The organism is Bacillus sp. DE0042 (genome assembly GCF_007680225.1).
Taxonomy (GTDB): Bacteria; Bacillota; Bacilli; order Bacillales; family Bacillaceae_G; genus Bacillus_A; species Bacillus_A wiedmannii.
Map to the genome: position 1 here is coordinate 211,616 of NZ_VEJP01000003.1, position 18,891 is coordinate 230,506.

An 18,891-nucleotide genomic window follows, 5' to 3' on the forward strand; every position below is an offset into this window, starting at 1 on the left:
CAAACAAAAAGAAAGTTTCATTCTATGCATAAGGAATCCCCCTCATTCAAAGGGGGATTCCTTATAGTTGTTCTTTTAATTTTTTCAATGCTTCTGCAGCAGCTTGTTGCTCTGCTTCTTTTTTCGACTTGCCACTACCAAGACCTAAAGCCACGTTATTTAACGTAACACGTGACACAAATTCTCGATTGTGGGCCGGTCCTTTTTCCTGCAAAATTTGATACTCAATATTGCCACTACCATCACGCTGAATCAACTCTTGTAATTGACTCTTATAATCCATCACATGAGAAAAAGCACCTTCATTAATTTTAGGGTATACAATTTCTTTTAAGAATCCCCATACTGTTTCTAACCCTTGATCAAGATAAAGGGCACCAATAAACGCTTCAAAGACATCCGCTAATAAAGCTGGTCGTTCACGTCCACCTGTCATTTCTTCACCTTTCCCTAATAAAACAAGGCTACCAAATGACAACTCGTTTGCAAAACGAACAAGAGATGGTTCACATACAATAGCTGCACGTAGTTTTGTTAACTCTCCTTCGCTCATTGTCGGATATTTTTGAAACAGATACTGCGACACAGTAAGTTCCAATACTGCATCTCCAAGGAATTCGAGACGCTCATTGTCTTCATGCGGTTTTTTTCGATGCTCATTCACATACGATGAATGCGTAAATGCTTGAATCAATAATTTTTCATCTGAAAACGTAATACCTATCTCTTCTTGAAATACTTTAAACGCTTCACGATATTTTGTTTCGTATTTTTTTTCTCTATGTTTTCGGTACGGCATAAGTCCCTCCAGATATAAGCCGAGAAGCCCCGCTAAAAAACGGGACTTCACTTAAGCATTATAGATGACTCTCTATGTAAGTCACAGCATCGCCAACAGTAGCAATCTTTTCAGCATCTTCATCAGAAATTTCCATTTCGAATTCATCTTCCAATTGCATTACAAGTTCTACTACATCTAGGGAGTCTGCGCCTAAATCTTCTTTAAAGCTCGCAGCTGGTACTACTTCAGTTTCTTCTACACCTAAACGATCAACGATGATTTTTGTTACACGCTCTAAAACATCTGCCATTCCATTCACCTCCCCTCAAATATTATATTAAATATTGGACAAAAAAACTAGTTGAAATCGATTCTTTTATTACATTACCATTCCGCCATCAACATTTAACGTTTGCCCTGTAATATATTTGCTTTGATCAGAAGCAAAAAACGTTACAGTATTTGCGATATCTTGCGCTTCACCAAACTGAGCTGCAGGAATTAACTTTAACATTTCGACTTTTATATTTTCATCTAATACATCCGTCATATCAGTCGCAATAAACCCAGGAGCAATTGCATTTACAGTAATATTACGGCTCGCTAACTCTTTTGCTGATGTTTTTGTTAATCCAATTACACCCGCTTTAGCAGCAACATAGTTTGCTTGTCCTGGATTACCTGTTACTCCAACAACAGAAGCGATATTAATAATACGTCCATGACGTTGACGCATCATATATCGAGATACTGCCTTCGTACATAAGAATACACCTTTTAGGTTTGTATTAATAACTGTATCCCATTCTTCTTCTTTCATACGCATTAATAAATTATCTTTCGTTACACCTGCATTATTTACAAGAATATCAACTTGTCCAAATGTATCTACAGTTTGTTTCACCATATTCGTAACGTCTTCAGCATTTGCAACATCTGCTCTTACTGCAATTGCATCCGAACCTAATTTCTTTATTTCATCAACTACTTCATTTGCCTTTTGCTCATTACCAGCATAATTTACTACAACATTTGCCCCTTGTTTCGCTAAATCAATCGCAATCGCACGACCAATTCCACGTGAAGCGCCAGTTACTAATGCTACTTTCCCTTTTAACATCAGTTTTCTCCTCTCAAATTTGAAATGGTATCTTTTAACGTCTCTTCATCATATATCGCATATGCTTTCACTGATGAATCAATTGACTTCATAAGTCCAGCAAGTACTTTCCCAGGTCCAATCTCAATAAATGTATCTACCCCTTGATTCACCATGTTTTCAATGGACGGGTACCATAAGACAGGCGAATAGAGCTGTTCAATTAGCTTCTCTTGAATATGTGCACCACTTGTAATAACGTCTGCTGTTACATTTGCGATAACAGGAATATTCGTATCTTGAATTGTAATTTCATTTAAGACACTTTGGAACTTCTCTGCTGCTGGCTTCATAAGCGAAGAGTGGAACGGTCCACTTACCTTAAGCGGAATTGCTCTCTTTGCACCATTTTCTTTCGCTCTTTGAGAAGCAATCTCGACCCCTTGCTTTGTTCCCGAAATCACAATTTGTTTCGTACTATTCATATTAGCGATTTGCACTGCATATCCTTCACTTGTTACTTCTTCTGTAACTTGTTTCAGCATATGTGGATCAGCACCTAAAATAGCCGCCATTGCACCTTCTCCGCCAGGAACAGCTTCTTCCATATATTCCCCACGTTTTCTTACAGCATATACAGCGTCTTCAAAAGTTATTGCACCCGCTGCTACAAGAGCGCTATATTCACCTAAACTATGCCCTGCAACAAAGTCTGGTGTAATATCATACTCTTTCAAAGCTGTCAAAATAGCAAAACTCGTTGTTAATAAGGCAGGCTGCGCATTTGTCGTTAACGTAAGCTTTTCCTGCGGCCCTTCAAAAATCACTTCTGAAAGTGAATCTTGCAACACCTCATCTGCTTTGGCGAACACATTTGCAACCTCTTTATTATTCTCCGCTAACTGTTTACCCATTCCAACTGCCTGTGAACCTTGGCCCGGAAAAAGAAATGCTAGTTTTCCCATTTCAAATCCTCCTCTTATTGGAGTGGCTCTTTCTCCATTACGCTTGAAATAGTAGGAATAACTTCTTTCGCTACCATTTCTCTAGTTTGACGAATCGCACTAAATATTGATTGGTCATTGGAAGAACCGTGAGCCTTAATGACAGGAGCTTTCAATCCAAACAATGCAGCTCCTCCATACTCCGAATAATCCATTTTATCTTTTAATACCATAAGTTTTGGCTTTAATACCGCTGCTGCTAATTTGCTCGTAAACGAACTCATTAACTGCTCTTTTAACATAGAAAATAACGCAAGTGCTGTTCCTTCTAATGATTTTAACGCTACATTCCCTGTAAAACCATCACATACAACAACATCTGCTACACCTTGCAATAAATCTCTTGATTCAACGTTCCCAACGAAATTAATTGGGGCATCCTTAAGCATTGCAAAGACTTGTTTTGAAAGCTCGTTCCCTTTGCCATCCTCTGTTCCAACGTTCAAAAGTCCAACGCGAGGATTTTTAATTCCTCTTACTTTCTCAGCGTATACAGATCCCATTACTGCATATTGATATAAATGAATTGGTTTTGCATCAACGTTCGCTCCAACATCTAACATAACAAAACCTTCTCCATCAACCGTTGGCATTGTAGGGGATAAAGCTGGTCGCTCAATTCCTTCCATACGACCTACAACAAACAATCCAGCCGCCATTAAAGCTCCTGTACTACCAGCTGATATACAAGCATCCGCTACGCCGTCTTTCACTTGCTGCGCTGCTAGTACCATTGAGGCTTGTTTTTTTCGACGAACCGCTCTTACTGGTTCATCTGTCGATTCGATTTTTTCATCTGTATGAAGTATAGTAATTCGTTCTTCACTCGTTAAGTATTGACGAATTTCCTCTTCTTTCCCTACTAACGTAATATGTAAATCAGAATATTCCTTAATAGCTTTCATTGCTCCTAATACGACAGCCTTTGGAGCATGATCGCCGCCCATTGCATCTATTGCGATTTTCATAAGTTGTTACCTTCCTCACTATAATTACTAGATCGATACATTTCAAAAGTGCCTGTAAAAACAAGTTCTTCTCCAACAAAGCTACGCACTTTGACAACGGTCCGTCCTTTATCATTCTCTACATCTTCAACGCGCACTTTTGCAACAACACGCTCTCCTAATTTTACAGGACGAATGTATCGAATGGTAGACTTTGCAGTTAAAGCTAATTCTTCATCAATAACTGCAACAGCTAGTGAGTTTGCTTGTGCAAACAAATGATGCCCACGGGCAATCTGATTTCTTTTAAATACGTGTTCTACCTTCACTTCAAAGATAGAAATCGCATGTCTATCTAATTCTATATCGATAATTTCTCCGACAACCTCTTCTAACGGTAAAGATTTCACATCTTCTTCATGTTGCTTTGTAGCTACATGTTTAATTCTTTCTCTTAATTCAGGAATAGATAATTCCATACGGTCAAGACGTACGGTTTGTATACTCACTTGAAATTTTTCTGCTAAATCTTCATCCGTAATAAAAGGATTCGTTTCTATTGTTTGTTGTAATAATTCTTGTCTTTCTTTTTTACTTCTTCTTTTTTTCATACCGCACCATCCATTTTTATGACTAGGTACTAACAGTAGTATATAATCATTAAAAGTAGAATGCAACAAAAACTTTCGTTGCCTCCCTTTAATCGAGCTTCTCTCCTTGGAACACACCTGTCCCGTCAAGATAAGTACGCAGCGAAGCATACTGATCATTATGCCAAAACGCTTCTGATTCTACTAGTAACGCCGCATCTTGTCTAGCTGTTTCTAAAGCTCGATAATCATGTACCATATCAGCAACCTTGAATTCTGGTAAACCACTTTGCTTACTTCCAAAGAAATCTCCAGGACCTCTTAACTCTAAATCTTTTTCTGACAATACAAATCCATCATTCGTTTCGGTCATAATACGCATTCGCTCTTTTCCCGTTTCCGATTTTGGATCCGCAATTAATAAACAATATGATTGTTCACTACCACGCCCAACACGTCCCCTGAGCTGATGGAGCTGCGATAAACCGAAACGCTCTGCATCATAAATAACCATTACAGTCGCATTCGGTACGTTCACACCTACTTCAACAACTGTTGTCGACACAAGAATTTGCACTTTATTTTCACTAAATTGTCCCATTATCTCTTCTTTTTCTTGAGATGAGAGTCTGCCATGCATTAATCCGACTTGACATTTCCCTTGATAATGATGAGTCAGCATACTATGTAAGTCAATCGCATTTTGTACATCAAGTTTCTCAGATTCTTCAATAAGGGGACAAATAACATATGCTTGTCTTCCTTTTTTTATCTCCTTCTCCACAAAACCGAGAACTCGATCTAACATATCATGTTTTGCCCAGTATGTTTCAATTACCTTTCTACCAGCTGGCATCTCATCGATTATAGAAACATCCATCTCTCCAAATGCAGTAATTGCTAACGTACGCGGAATTGGCGTCGCCGTCATAAATAAAACATCCGGACTTTCACCTTTCTCCCTTAAAACTCGTCGCTGCGCTACACCAAATCGATGTTGTTCATCAGTAATAACGAGACCTAACCTATGAAAGATAACTTCATCTTGAATTAAAGCATGTGTTCCAACAAGGATATCTATTTCTCCTTGTTCTAATTTTACCAAAATCTCTCGACGCCTTACACCTTTAACAGAACTGGTTAACAATTCAACATTCATACCAAAGTGTGAGAACGTCTCTGCAAGCGATTGATAATGTTGCTCTGCTAAAATTTCTGTAGGAACCATTAAAGCACCTTGATAATGTGCTAACTTCGCTGCATAAAGGCCAATCGCTGCAACGACTGTTTTCCCAGAACCTACATCACCTTGCAACAGACGATTCATCCGATAAGGAGATGTCATATCTTTCATAATTTCATCTACTACCCGACGCTGTGCACCAGTTAATGGAAACGGAAGTGCATCAATAAACTCTTGCAATTCTGCTGAAGGAATTTCTTTTTTCGTCCCTTTCGAATTTTCCCTCTCCATTTTCCGTAATGTTTGCATTTTTAGCTGAAATAAGAAAAACTCCTCATATACAAAACGGCGACGTGCTTGTTTTAAATCTTCCTGTCCTGCTGGAAAATGCAACGCCCGAAGTGCTTCATAACGCGGCAATAATTTATATCGACTTAGCAATCCATCAGGTAACACTTCAACTATAGATTCTCCATACTCCTTGAACGCTTGGGCAATAAAACGGCGCATCTGTTTTACTGTAAGTTTCCCTTTCACTGAGTATACAGGCTCTACTTCTTGTTGACGTACAACTGGTCCAAAATGAAGCTCTGATACCGCAATCGTTTGACGGTGCTGATCCCATTTACCAGTAATCGTTACTGTTTCATTTAAATTTAACTTCTGCTTATAGTACGGCCTATTAAAGCATACAGCTGTAATTAAATAACGACCGACGAGGACACGAACCGTAAGACGCGACTTCTTCTTCCCATAATATTGCAGTAAAGGAGCACTATGAACCTTTCCCTCAACTGTTACACGTTCATCATGCTTTACTTCAGCAAGATCTTTCATCGCATAATCTTCATAACGGTACGGAAAATGTTCTAATAGATGAGAAACTGTATAAATCCCCATCTCGTGTAGTAATTCAGATGTTTCTCCTCCGATTCCCTTTACATCCGTAACAGGAACTTGTACAACTTCATTCAAGATTCTCACGCTCCGTCACATTATTTTCTTTGATTCATTCATACTATTGACATCTCTAATCGCTCTCTTTCACCCTATATATTCTATCATAGGCATTCTTAGAGAAACTACTCAAATCCCTCATAAACAATACGAAAGAAAAGAGCCTCACTATTAGCAGCAAGGCTCTTTTTTATCTTCAATATGCTAGCCTTTTGAATAAAAACTAGTAATAAACTTCATATTACTACTTCTTATCCATTAGCAAGTAAGTAATCCATTTATTTTCAAAACGAATTTTTTCTTATTCTACAGAGAAGATGAACGAATACACCGGTTGGTTTCCAGCATGTACTTCTACTTCTGCATCTTCAAAATTCTCTTCTACAAATGCAACTAACTCAGCTACTTCTTCGTCAGTTGCATCTTCACCTTGTAGAATCGTTACAATTTCAGAATCTTCATCAATAAGTGCTTCTAGTAATTGCTTTGCAGCTCCTACTTTTGCAGCATTTGTTGATACGATTTTTCCATCTGCAATACACATGAAATCATCTTTTTGAATCTCTACACCATCAATTTCCGTATCACGTACAGCATACGTAATTTGACCGGTTTTCACATGAGATAATGCTTCTTTCATGTTTTCTTCGTTCTCTTCTAACGTTCCAACTGGATTAAATGCTAACATTGCAGCCATACCTTGAGGAACTGTTTTTGAACGAATTACAATCACTTCTTGATCCACAACTGACGCTGCTTGTTCTGCTGCCATCACGATATTTCCGTTGTTCGGTAAAATAATGATTTTTTCAGCATTCGCTTCTTCAATCGCCTTCACAATATCCTCCGTACTTGGATTCATCGTTTGGCCACCTTCGATAACTTTCGTCGCGCCAATGCTCTCAAATAAAGTTTTAATACCAGATCCCATAGCAACAGTTACGATACCGTACGGTTGTTTCTCTTTAGACTGGCTAGTTGGCTCAGGCATAATAGTAGGCTCATCTAATAAAGCAGTATGCTGTTCACGCATATTTTCTACTTTAATCTTAATTAAACTACCATAGCGTTGTCCATAATTCATAGGATCTCCAGGATGTTCCGCATGAATATGAACCTTAACAACCTCATCATCTGATACAACAAGTAGTGAATCTCCGTACACACTAATATCTTCACGGAACTTTTGTTCAGAGAAATTATGTTCTTTCATTTTTTCAGGCTCTAATTTCACCATGAATTCCGTACAATATCCATACTTAATATCTTCTGTACTCAATTGGCTTTGTACACTACGGTGATGTTCTGCGCGTACCATGTCATTCATAGATGGTTGGGCAGACACATTAGAAGAAATCGTTTCTCCTTTTAAGTCAGCTAAAAATCCTTCGTATACAACAACAAGACCTTTACCACCGCTATCTACAACGCCAACTTGTTTTAATACAGGTAATAAATCCGGCGTACGATTTAACGATGCATTCGCTTCTTTCACAACGTCTTCCATAAACAAAACAAAGTCGCGCTGTTTTTTCGCAACTGTCACTGCATATTTACCCGTTTCTCTTGCAACCGTTAAAATCGTTCCTTCAATCGGTTTCATAACCGCTTTGTAAGCCGCTTCTACCCCAGCATCTAAAGCTGCAGCAAAATCAACTGTTGTTAATTCTTCTTTTTGCTCAATGGATTTAGAGAAACCACGGAACAACTGAGATAAAATAACTCCAGAGTTACCACGTGCTCCCATTAATAATCCTTTGGCTAAACTTACGCCGACTTTACCAGCATGCTGTGAAGGATTTGCTTTCACTTCACGTGCGCCTGAAGTCATTGATAAGTTCATGTTCGTACCGGTATCGCCATCTGGAACTGGAAATACGTTTAATGCATCAACAAGCTGAACATTATTTGTTAAATTATTCGCTCCTTGCATGATCATTTGTGATAAACGTTTCCCATCAATTTTTTGAATTGACACAGATTTTCCTCCTTAATGCACATTACAAGTTTATTACTTTAACTCCTTGTACGTAGATGTTTACAGAATCTACTGCTAGTCCTACAGTTTGATCTAATGTATATTTCACTTTCGTCTGCACGTTATGTGCTACTTCTGAAATTTTCGTACCATAGCTCACAATAATATACATATCAATATGTACTTCATCTTCATCTTTACGAACAATAACACCTCTAGTGAAGTTTTCTTTTCGTAAAATGTCTGTTAAACCATCTTTTAACTGATTTTTTGATGCCATACCTACGATACCGTAGCAATCTACTGCGGCACCTCCAGCAATTGTTGCAATTACATCTGTACTAATATCAATTTGACCATACTTCGTTTTAATTTCAATTGACATCTCGTTTCCCCCTTCATAAATGGTGAAAGTGAGCTAGACTACTTTAGTTACTATCATATAATCTTTTTAAAGAAAATTCCATCGTTCTTTCTTTTCACTCTCATATTTTATGTTTTAAATCACATTTTTTATGATGAGCAAAATAGTCCATTGTTATTATACAACATGTACCACTATAATATGTCAAGTAATTTTTCTTGATTTCAACTTTTCATCATCGACATATGGTGTCAAGTAATTTTTCTTGATTTCTTTTTTCTACGGTGTTGCATTCTCTTTTTAGTTGTGTTAAATTATAGTAGTGTTTTTAGCATCGCAAAAAAGACTAACATTGAAAAATTACGTATGGTAAGGTATCAAGGGAGGGAAATATAAATGGCTCGTGTTTGTGCTATCACTGGAAGAAAAGCTCGTTCTGGTAACTCTCGTTCTCACGCAATGAACGCTACAAAACGTAAATGGGGCGCTAACCTTCAAAAAGTTCGCGTACGCATCGACGGAAAAGTTCAACGTGTTTACGTTTCTGCTAGAGCATTAAAATCTGGCAAAATCGAACGTGTTTAATAATAAAAAAAAGAGCCGATAGGCTCTTTTTTTACTATAAAAATGGAAAAAGCACCGGTAATAGGTGCTTTTTTTAATCTTTTTTGAAGGTATTTAACATGGCACGAACAATTCCACCAAGAAATTTAGGTAACTTAATTGTATAAAATCTCATGGTTTCCCTCCTAATCCCCATTACTCCACTTGTTCACTATATGATGTAAGGAGCAAAATTGTTTCTTTAATCAGTGCTTCTTATCACCATTAATATGCCAGAAGTAAATGAAAAAGTACCTTTTTCCTCAACGAGTTCATTACTAATACAAAGTGTTGATCCCCATTCTATTGTTTTATTAGTTAGAGGATACTTAAAACCAAGTAATGTAATCCCTTCTACTATTTCAGTAACCGGCACAAAAGATACATAAGGGAAATTTTTATTTTCTTCAATTATATGTGTACCCACTTTTTTCACGCTTATTTCATTTTTATTGTCTACAATACACATTTCTATCCCTACTTCTAACCCTCTTAAAAGCATCTGTATATTTGCTAAACCGTGATCCAGCCTTCCACCGGTGGCACCAAAAATACGAATCAATGTCGGATTTTCTTCTAACGCCCAGTTAATCGCAATTTCTAAATCTGTTTGATCTTTTTCACGAGGAACAATATGTAAGTCATTTGTTTGCTGGCCCATCCATACTAATTCCTCTTCAGTAACTGAATCGTAATCTCCAAATGCAACAGCTGGAGTAATCCCTCCTTTTAATAGACGATATACTCCTCTATCAACTGCCGCCCACACTACTTTCTCATTTTCATATCGAGAAAAATCTGCACAATATTCCGCAGGTCCACCCGCTAAAATATGAATAATCATGTTTCCTTCCCCTTCTATTGTAAAAAGGCAATCTGCCATTCGGTAGATTGCCTTTTTACATATTTTTTCTCTATCCTTTATAAATAGTGAAAACTTACTACACTAGCAGTTTCACTAGGATAAAGACTCGTTCATTCATTATCCACGAATGACACGAATTGCTTCACCACGGTCTTTTTGATTGTATACTGCTGATCCAGCTACAAGTACATTTGCTCCTGCTTCAACACAAAGTCGTGCTGTTTCAGTGTTTACACCACCATCAACTTCAATTTCTACTTCTAGATTGCGCTCTTTAACCATTTCTGCCACTTGTTTAATTTTCGGTAATACAGAATGGATGAATTTCTGTCCACCAAATCCAGGGTTTACTGTCATAAGTAATACCATATCGATATCTTCTAATACATGCTCAATCGTCGAAACTGGCGTATGCGGATTTAATACAACTCCCGCTTTAATGCCATGAGACTTAATTAGCTGAATTGTACGATGCAAATGAGGGCACGCCTCTACATGAACAGTAATAATATCCGCTCCCGCTTTTGCGAAAGTCGGGATATAGTTATCAGGATTTTCAATCATTAAATGTACATCTAATGGTAAAGATGTAATTGGACGGATAGCTTCTACAATTAATGGTCCAATCGTAATATTTGGTACGAAATGTCCATCCATTACATCGACGTGAATGTAATCCGCTCCGCCTTTTTCTACATCTTTAATCTCTTCCCCTAATTTTGAAAAATCTGCTGATAAGATCGATGGTGCAATTTTAATCATAACTAATACCTCGGCTTTCTCTCTCTAATTTCTTCTACGAATTGTTTGTAATTTTTATAACGATATTCTGTAATCTTCCCTTCTTCAACTGCTGTCTTCACAGCACATTTCGGTTCCGAAAGATGTGTACACCCTCTAAATTTACAGTATTGGCTCGCTTCTTTCAACTCTGGAAAACAATATGTAAGATCTTCTACCTCTATATCTATGAAATCAAGTGAACTAAAACCAGGTGTATCTGCAACTAGTCCGCTTCCAACCGCAATTAATTCCACGTGTCTTGTCGTATGTTTCCCGCGTCCTAAATGCGAGGAAATATCATTCGTTTTCAGTTCTAACTCTGGACGTAAAACGTTAAGCATAGAAGATTTTCCAACACCAGATTGCCCTGCAACGACAGAAATACAACCTTCTAAGAATGGTTTTAAAATATCAATACTTTCCGATGTATTTATAGAAGTAAATAATACATCATATCCCATCTCACGATAGTCATTTGCATAAGATTCAACAGTCTCTCTCATTTTTTCATCCACTAAATCCATCTTACTAATGCAAATAATCGGCTTAATGTTATGATATTCAATCAGCACTAAAAATCGATCTAATAGTCCCGGATTAAAATCTGGTTCTACTGCAGAGAAAACGAGAATTGCTTGATCAACATTAGCAATAGGAGGCCTAACAAGTTCATTTTTCCGATCAAATACTTCAAGCACATATCCTTCAGTTGGATTATCTGCTTGAAAGACAACTTGGTCTCCTACCAGTGGCGTAATTTTATTTTTTCTGAACACACCACGCCCACGGCATTGTGTAATCCCTTCTTCATGCTGCACATAATAAAATCCACTTAGAGCTTTTACAATTTTTCCTTCTGGCATATAATTCTCCTTTATTTTGTATAAAGTGAAGCTGTCATTAATATTAAATGGTTTAAAATTCTTTAAATACTTATTTCAAAACCCGTCATATATACAAGTTAATATATTTAATCTACCATCAAATTTAAAATATTATTTATAACAGTATCACTTTTATAGCTTTTTGAATCATATATTTTTGCCTGTTATACAGTCCACTATATGTAGACAGCATAACAGGCAAGAGTAATACATTCCATCCCCTCTAGAAAGAAAATGGAAGTCATTATTATTGAGTTGGGTATGGTACTTCTTTGTCGATAATCGTTACACCATCTCGTACAATTTTATAATGTCCTTTTGTACCTTCTTGAATTACAAATTCTAAAGAAATAGTTGCCGACTCTGAAATTGTTCTAGTTTCAATTGGTCTATCCATTTTTTGTTGCATATCCTCTTTATAAATTTCTATTGTTTGCGGTTTTTTCTCACCAATTATAGAAGACTCATACGGAATAGAAATATTATCCACTTTCACTGTTTTCGTTACTTTCGGCTTAGGCCCCTCTGAGATGATAATCGTCACTTTATCTCCTTCTTTTAACGGCGTTCCTGGTTTTGGAAATTGCGAAATTACAAGTCCTTTATCAACAGTATCGGAATACTCTCGTTTTATATCTGGAGTTAGTTTTCTCTCATTCAAATAACCATTTACGCTATTTTCAGTCCATCCTGAAAAATCACCTGGTCTAATTTGATAAGGACCTTTACTTACCCAAATTTTCAGTTCTTGTTCCGCCTCTACTACCATTTGATCAGGCGTCGGAATTTGCTCTACGATTTCACCTTTTGGCCTATCATTTTCAATATAATTTATTGTAACTTGCTTATATTTTTCTTCTAATTCATTCCTTATACTCTCAAAATCTTTTCCTGTGAGATCACTCATCTTACTTTTCTTTTTTCCACCTGATTGATAGATAGTAATTTTAGAGTTTTCTTTCACGACTCTACCTGCCACAGGGTCTGTTTTTATCACATCACCGGTTTCAACATCATCTGTATATACAATATTAGGTTCCGTAACCTCAAAACCCTTTTCAACTAATTTATTTACTGCTGTCGTATACTTCATACCAGCCACATCAGGGACTTTTACATCTTTTGGAATAAAGAATCCTGGAATAACAGTAAGCGCTAACGTTATTCCAATTGCTAAAAGTAAAAATGTCGTAATTAAAACTTTGATCCATTTATTACTTCGTTTTTTCTTCTTATCTAATTCCGTTTCTTCTTTTCTTTTCTGTTCATCCACTTTACTTCCTTTTAAAACAATTGTTTCATCAGTTACATTTTCGAATAATTGTTCTTGTTGAATAATCGGAATCGCTTTTGTCGCTTCCATATCTTCCGGTATGTAAAATGGCTGCTCATTTATCCTCTCTGGATATAGCGCAGTTTCAATATCTCGTTTCATCGCATTGGCAGATTGATATCGGTGAAACGGATCTTTCGCAGTTGCCTTTAATATAATATTTTCGACACTTTGCGGAATATTTTCATTCCATCTCTTTGGAGACGGAATTTCACTTTGTAAATGTTTTAAAGCTATAGCAACAGCAGATTCGCCAGAAAACGGTTGTCTTCCTGTTAACAACTCAAACATAACGATCCCTAGGGAATAAATATCTGATTGTTTATTTGCTATCCCGCCGCGTGCTTGTTCTGGTGATAAGTAATGCACCGAACCGAGTACCGAATTTGTATGTGTAATTGTTGTTGCACTTGTAGCTGTCGCAATTCCAAAATCTGTTACTTTTATTACTCCATCAGCTCGAATTAAAATATTGTGCGGTTTAATATCACGGTGCACAATTTCAAAATGATGGGCGTGTGCCATGGCGGATGTTAACTGCTCCATAATATCAAGAGCTTCTCCTATAGGTAACATCCCTTGCTCAATTATGTATTGCTTCAATGTTTGTCCTGGTACATACTCCATTACAAGATAATATATACCATCTTCTTCTCCGACATCATACATATTCACAATATTTGGATGCGACAACGTTGTAACAGACTGCGCTTCTCGATGGAAACGTTTAATAAACTCTTCATTATTTGAATAGTCGAGTCTTAATATTTTTACCGCTACATCTCGGCCAAGTATATCATCATGAGCTAAATACACATTAGCCATTCCACCACCACCAATCATTTTCAGCAGCTTATAACGGTCATTTAAGCGTTTTCCAATCAGCACGTTGCACTTCACCTACTTTCGTTTGTCGAACCCGCATAATCAATAAGAACAAGGGTGATATTATCTTCCCCGCCACGATCATTCGCCAATTGAATGAGACGTTGTCCCTTAGTTTCAAGCTGTTCATTTACCTGTAAAATTTGTTGCATATCAGCAATAGAAACTTTGTTAGATAACCCATCAGAGCAAAGAAGTAACTGATCATCTTCCTCAAGCACCAATGTTTTAACATCTAATCCGACTTTTTCTTCTGTTCCTAATGCCCTTAACAAAACATTCTTTTTCGGGTGATATTCTGCGTCTTCTTTTGAAATTTCACCATGTCTTACAAGTTCATTTACAAGTGAGTGATCTTCCGTTACAAGCGAGATTTCTCCCTCTGATACCATATAACAACGACTATCTCCTATATGGCCTATTGTCACAAAGTTTGGCGTACAAATCGCTATTATAAGTGTTGTTCCCATACCATTACATTCTACATGTTGCTTAGAGTACTCATATATACGCTCATTAATAATCCCAACACTCGTATGTAACCACTCTTCTACTTTTTTTGGTTCATTCATATTATGCGTTTGCTTCCAATAATCATGGAATAATTGAATGGTCATCGAGCTAGCTACATCACCAGCTCGATGACCTCCCATTCCATCTGCTACTACCGCTAAAATATTTCCATCTAAATTGTGAAAAACTCCCGCACTATCTTCATTATGTTGACGAACTTTTCCTTTATCTGATAGAAACACGGCTTTCATCTCGTCACCTCGTCTCTTCTTTACGCTCCTTCGCACGTAACTGACCGCAGGCTGCATCAATATCATGACCTTGTTCACGGCGAATTGTTACATTCACTCCACGATCTTTTAACGTTTTTTCAAATAAGAAAATTTGTTCACGTGGGGTACGTACATAATCACGTTCAGGTACGTAGTTTACCGGAATTAAGTTTACATGACATTTTACACCTTTTAAAAGCGCAGCAAGTTCTTCAGCTTGCTCAACTTGGTCATTTTCTCCTCCAAATAAGCCATATTCAAACGTAATACGACGCCCTGTTCTATTTACATAGTATTTAACAGCTTCCATTAAGTCTGGTAGCTTATAAGCACGGTTAATCGGCATTAATTTTGAACGTAACTCTGTATTTGCAGAATGCAATGAAATCGCAAAATTAATTTGCATATCTTCTTCAGCGAACTTATAAATTTTTGGAACAATTCCACTTGTTGAAACTGTCATATGTCTTGCGCCAATATGAATTCCTTTTTCATGGTTTACAATGCGTAAGAATGACATTAAGTTATCATAATTATCAAACGGCTCTCCAATTCCCATAACAACAAGCGAACTTACACGTTCTTCTGTTTCATCAAGTGCACGTTGCACTTCTACTACTTGCGCTACAATCTCTCCAGCCTCTAAGTTTCGTTTTAACCCACCAAGTGTAGATGCACAGAACGTACAACCGATACGGCATCCGACCTGTGTTGTTACACAAATAGAATTTCCATATTCATGTCGCATTAACACTGTTTCAATAGAATAACCATCATATAATTGGAATAAGAATTTAATTGTTCCATCAGAAGATGTTTGTTTTACCAATGTATTTAAAGTAGTAATATCAAAGGAATTCGACAATTTATCGCGTAATCCTTTAGAAAGATTCGACATGTCGTCATAATTTTTTACACGTTTTTTATATAGCCAATCAAAGATTTGTCCTGCACGGAATTTAGGTTCTCCTTGTTCCTTTAACCAATCTTGCATTTCATGAAGTTGTAAAGAATAAATTGATGGTTTTTTCGTTTCTAAATTTTTCTTTTGTTTTCTCACAGTCGTTTCCACGATGCTACACCTTCTTCCTTAAACAAGCAATATAAAAGCCATCTGTTGCAAAATAATGCGGTAAAATTCGCACTTGACCTTCATCAATATACGGATTTAACTTTTCTGGCATGCGATCTTTTATCGTAGTATCCCATTCAAATTCAGGATGCTCTTGTAAAAATTGCTTTATTACTTGTTCATTTTCTATTTTTTCTATTGTGCACGTACTATAAACAAGGCGACCACCTTGTTTTAATAACGGTGCTATTTTTTCTAGTATTGCAAGTTGAATCGTCGATAATCTTTCACTATCGCCTTTATTTTTACCTAACTTAATATCAGGTTTACGTCTAATCACACCAAATCCAGAACATGGTGCATCTACTAATATTTTATCAAATGTTTCATTCGCAAAGTGTTCTTGCACTTTTCTAGCATCTAGTGCTTTTGTTTCGACATTTTCTAGACCAAGTCTCTCTGCTTGTTGTTTAATTAAACGTACTTTGTGTGCATGTAAATCAAGAGACATAACTTGACCTGTTCCTTTTAATCGCTCTGCAATGTGCGTTGTCTTTCCGCCCGGAGCAGCACAACTATCAAGAACTTCATCTCCCTCATTCGGTTCTAAAGCGCGTGCTACAAGCATAGAACTTTCATCTTGAATAGAAAGAAAACCTTTTTTGAACGCATCTGTATGCGCTACATTCCCTCTTTCAATTTGAATTGCATCCTCTGATAAATCGCCGCGCTTCGCTTCTATACCTTCACCAGCCAACAACTCAATTGCTTCTTCTACTGTTATTTTATCAACATTTACACGCGCTGTTGGTACCGGGGGTAACATGTTCACTTCACACATTTTCTCTGCTGTCTCTAAACCATATTCAGAAGCCCAGTCTTGCACAAGCCACATTGGATGACTTGTTGCAATTGCCAAACGTTCTATTGGATCCTTGATTTCATCTACAGAAGGTACCCCTTCTCTCTGAATCGAACGTAATACCCCGTTTACCATACCAGCAATCCCTTTATGCCCGCGACGCTTTGCAATTTCAACTGCTTCATGAATAGCCGCTCTTTCTGGCACTCGGTCTAAATAAATCATTTGATATAAAGATAAGCGAAGTAATACTCTTACCCACGCCTCAACCTTCTTTTTTAAAAAAGGCTGTAAATAATAATCTAATGTGTCACGACGTTGAATCGTTCCATATACAATTTCAGTTAACAAACCAATATCTTTTCTATCAATTGCATTTTTTTCAATTAGATTATTTAAAAGTAAGTTACTGTATGCACCACTTTTTTCTACTTGAATTAAGCCATCAAGAGCTAACTCACGAACATTTTGTCTCATGCATTTTCTCCTAACTTTGTTCCAATTTCAGGTTTTGTGCCACGTAAAAATTGCGAACAACTCATACGTTTTTTACCAGAAGGTTGCAATTCAGTGATTTTAACACCTGTCTCATTCCCTGTTGCAACAACAAATCCATCTTCTTCAAGAGCTACTATTGTACCTGGTTCAGCTTTCTCTGTAATAGAGACCTTCTCTCCCCACCATACTTTAATAACTTGTCCTGCCAAAGTCGTATAAGCGACTGGCCATGGATTCAATCCGCGAATGTGATTGTATACTTCTTCACCTGTTTTTGTCCAATCAATTTTCTCTTGCTCACGTTTTATATTATATGCAAACGTTACTTCTTCTTCATTTTGTTTAATTGGTTCTAACTTACCTTGAATTAATAAAGGTACTGTTTTAGATAGAAGGTGTGCCCCTGCTTCACTTAACTTATCGAATAAAGAGCCTGTCGTTTCACGCTCTTCAATCTCGACTTCTACTTGCGTTAAGATATCACCAGCATCCAATTTCTCTACCATATACATAATTGTAATACCCGTTTTTTCTTTACCTTCCATAATTGCATAATGGATTGGTGCACCACCACGAAGTTCAGGTAGTAAAGACGCGTGGACGTTAATACATCCATACTTCGGTGCTTCTAAAATTTCATTTGGTACAATCTGACCGAAAGCAGCTGTTACAATTAAATCTGGCTCTAATGCCAAGACTTGTTCATATTCGTCTTTTTCACGAATTCTTAACGGTTGTAACACCGGAATACCATGTTTTTCTGCTTCAACTTTAACAGGTGTAGGTGTTAATACTTTTTTTCTACCTACCGGACGATCGGGCTGCGTCACAACACCTATTACATCATAGCCATCTTCGATAAGACGACGAAGCACCGGCACTGAAAAGTCCGGTGTTCCCATAAATACTACTTTTATCATTTAAAAACCGCTCCTTTTAATACCTATTCTAATTCGTTTTCCTCATAATATCTTGTCACTTTCGATGTAAATAACACACCGTGTAAATGATCGATTTCATGTTGAATTGCACGTGCTAAAAATCCTTCTGCTTCTAGTAAAAATACTTTACCTCGGCGATTTTGCGCACGTACTTTAATATAATCCGCACGTTCCACTTCACCATAAAGTCCCGGGAAGCTTAGACAGCCTTCGGGACCTACTTGTTCACCACGTTTTTCTAGTATCGATGGATTGATTAACTCGATTTTTCCCGTATCATCACCGATATCAACTACCGCAACTTGCAAGCTTACACCTACTTGAGGCGCAGCTAAACCGACTCCGTCCGCAATTAACATTGTTTCATGCATATCTTTCAACAATTTCACTAACTTTTTATCAAAGTTAATTACTCTTTCGCATGGTGTTTCTAATACTTCATTTGGATGCTTTACTATTTCTAAAACTGCCATATTT

Annotated in this window: 20 protein-coding genes; 1 reads left to right on the top strand and 19 read right to left on the bottom strand. The window is 37.1% G+C overall.

What is annotated here, in order from left to right; translation table 11 throughout:
- Positions 1-61: 61 nt before the first annotated feature.
- The 9 genes from rncS to FS802_RS15100 form a co-directional block, all read right to left on the bottom strand.
- Positions 62-799 (bottom strand): ribonuclease III, encoded by a 738-nt coding sequence (gene rncS / locus FS802_RS15060; protein ID WP_001146867.1) that lies wholly within the window; start codon positions 797-799, stop codon positions 62-64.
- 58 nt (positions 800-857) lie between these two features.
- Positions 858-1,091: an acyl carrier protein gene (gene acpP / locus FS802_RS15065; RefSeq protein ID WP_000786062.1), complete on the bottom strand. Its 234-nt coding sequence runs from the start codon at positions 1,089-1,091 to the stop codon at positions 858-860.
- Positions 1,092-1,160: 69 nt separating this feature from the next.
- Complete coding sequence (fabG, locus tag FS802_RS15070; protein ID WP_098653378.1) at positions 1,161-1,901, bottom strand: 3-oxoacyl-[acyl-carrier-protein] reductase; 741 nt, start codon at positions 1,899-1,901, stop codon at positions 1,161-1,163.
- Positions 1,901-2,845 carry an ACP S-malonyltransferase gene (fabD, locus tag FS802_RS15075; RefSeq protein WP_000516945.1) on the bottom strand — a complete coding sequence of 315 codons (945 nt, stop codon included), beginning with the start codon at positions 2,843-2,845 and terminating at the stop codon, positions 1,901-1,903. Before fabD ends, fabG begins: the two co-directional genes overlap by 1 nt.
- Positions 2,846-2,859: 14 nt before the next feature.
- A complete protein-coding gene (gene plsX / locus FS802_RS15080) occupies positions 2,860-3,852 on the bottom strand; it encodes a phosphate acyltransferase PlsX (RefSeq protein ID WP_000684108.1) in 993 nt (330 codons plus the stop codon).
- Complete coding sequence (gene fapR / locus FS802_RS15085) at positions 3,849-4,442, bottom strand: transcription factor FapR (protein ID WP_000747354.1); 594 nt, start codon at positions 4,440-4,442, stop codon at positions 3,849-3,851. The genes plsX and fapR overlap by 4 nt, the downstream gene beginning before the upstream one ends.
- An 88-nt stretch (positions 4,443-4,530) precedes the next feature.
- Positions 4,531-6,579, bottom strand: a complete 2,049-nt coding sequence (gene recG, locus FS802_RS15090; RefSeq protein ID WP_144525157.1) for an ATP-dependent DNA helicase RecG — start codon at positions 6,577-6,579, stop codon at positions 4,531-4,533.
- Between the two features lie 283 nt (positions 6,580-6,862).
- Entirely contained in the window at positions 6,863-8,539 is a 1,677-nt protein-coding gene (locus FS802_RS15095; protein ID WP_098653377.1) for a DAK2 domain-containing protein, read from the bottom strand.
- 22 nt (positions 8,540-8,561) lie between these two features.
- Positions 8,562-8,924, bottom strand: coding sequence for an Asp23/Gls24 family envelope stress response protein (locus FS802_RS15100; protein WP_000021109.1), 363 nt, complete (start codon positions 8,922-8,924; stop codon positions 8,562-8,564).
- A gap of 375 nt (positions 8,925-9,299) precedes the next feature.
- On the opposite strand from FS802_RS15100, the gene rpmB reads away from it, so the two are divergent.
- The gene (gene rpmB / locus FS802_RS15105) at positions 9,300-9,488 is read left to right on the top strand and encodes a 50S ribosomal protein L28 (RefSeq protein WP_000124776.1); all 189 of its coding nucleotides are present in this window, start codon (positions 9,300-9,302) and stop codon (positions 9,486-9,488) included.
- Positions 9,489-9,561: 73 nt separating this feature from the next.
- On the opposite strand, the gene spoVM is transcribed toward rpmB, so the two are convergent.
- The 10 genes from spoVM to def form a co-directional block, all read right to left on the bottom strand.
- On the bottom strand, positions 9,562-9,642 hold the full coding sequence (gene spoVM, locus FS802_RS15110) for a stage V sporulation protein SpoVM (RefSeq protein WP_001213599.1): 81 nt from the start codon (positions 9,640-9,642) through the stop codon (positions 9,562-9,564).
- 66 nt (positions 9,643-9,708) lie between these two features.
- Positions 9,709-10,389 carry a thiamine diphosphokinase gene (locus FS802_RS15115; protein ID WP_002096352.1) on the bottom strand — a complete coding sequence of 227 codons (681 nt, stop codon included), beginning with the start codon at positions 10,387-10,389 and terminating at the stop codon, positions 9,709-9,711.
- Positions 10,390-10,488: 99 nt separating this feature from the next.
- Positions 10,489-11,133 (bottom strand): ribulose-phosphate 3-epimerase, encoded by a 645-nt coding sequence (rpe, locus tag FS802_RS15120; RefSeq protein WP_000589963.1) that lies wholly within the window; start codon positions 11,131-11,133, stop codon positions 10,489-10,491.
- A 2-nt stretch (positions 11,134-11,135) separates the two neighbouring features.
- A complete protein-coding gene (gene rsgA / locus FS802_RS15125; protein WP_001113945.1) occupies positions 11,136-12,017 on the bottom strand; it encodes a ribosome small subunit-dependent GTPase A in 882 nt (293 codons plus the stop codon).
- 268 nt (positions 12,018-12,285) lie between these two features.
- Positions 12,286-14,259, bottom strand: a complete 1,974-nt coding sequence (gene prkC, locus FS802_RS15130; RefSeq protein WP_098653376.1) for a serine/threonine protein kinase PrkC — start codon at positions 14,257-14,259, stop codon at positions 12,286-12,288.
- A gap of 8 nt (positions 14,260-14,267) precedes the next feature.
- Complete coding sequence (locus FS802_RS15135; RefSeq protein WP_000648695.1) at positions 14,268-15,020, bottom strand: Stp1/IreP family PP2C-type Ser/Thr phosphatase; 753 nt, start codon at positions 15,018-15,020, stop codon at positions 14,268-14,270.
- Positions 15,021-15,024: 4 nt separating this feature from the next.
- The gene (gene rlmN / locus FS802_RS15140; RefSeq protein WP_000450539.1) at positions 15,025-16,113 is read right to left on the bottom strand and encodes a dual-specificity RNA methyltransferase RlmN; all 1,089 of its coding nucleotides are present in this window, start codon (positions 16,111-16,113) and stop codon (positions 15,025-15,027) included.
- Positions 16,114-16,117: 4 nt separating this feature from the next.
- On the bottom strand, positions 16,118-17,452 hold the full coding sequence (gene rsmB, locus FS802_RS15145; RefSeq protein WP_001249653.1) for a 16S rRNA (cytosine(967)-C(5))-methyltransferase RsmB: 1,335 nt from the start codon (positions 17,450-17,452) through the stop codon (positions 16,118-16,120).
- Complete coding sequence (gene fmt, locus FS802_RS15150) at positions 17,449-18,393, bottom strand: methionyl-tRNA formyltransferase (RefSeq protein WP_000598793.1); 945 nt, start codon at positions 18,391-18,393, stop codon at positions 17,449-17,451. The genes rsmB and fmt overlap by 4 nt, the downstream gene beginning before the upstream one ends.
- Before the next feature lie 23 nt (positions 18,394-18,416).
- Complete coding sequence (gene def / locus FS802_RS15155; RefSeq protein WP_000279468.1) at positions 18,417-18,887, bottom strand: peptide deformylase; 471 nt, start codon at positions 18,885-18,887, stop codon at positions 18,417-18,419.
- Positions 18,888-18,891 lie beyond the last annotated feature (4 nt).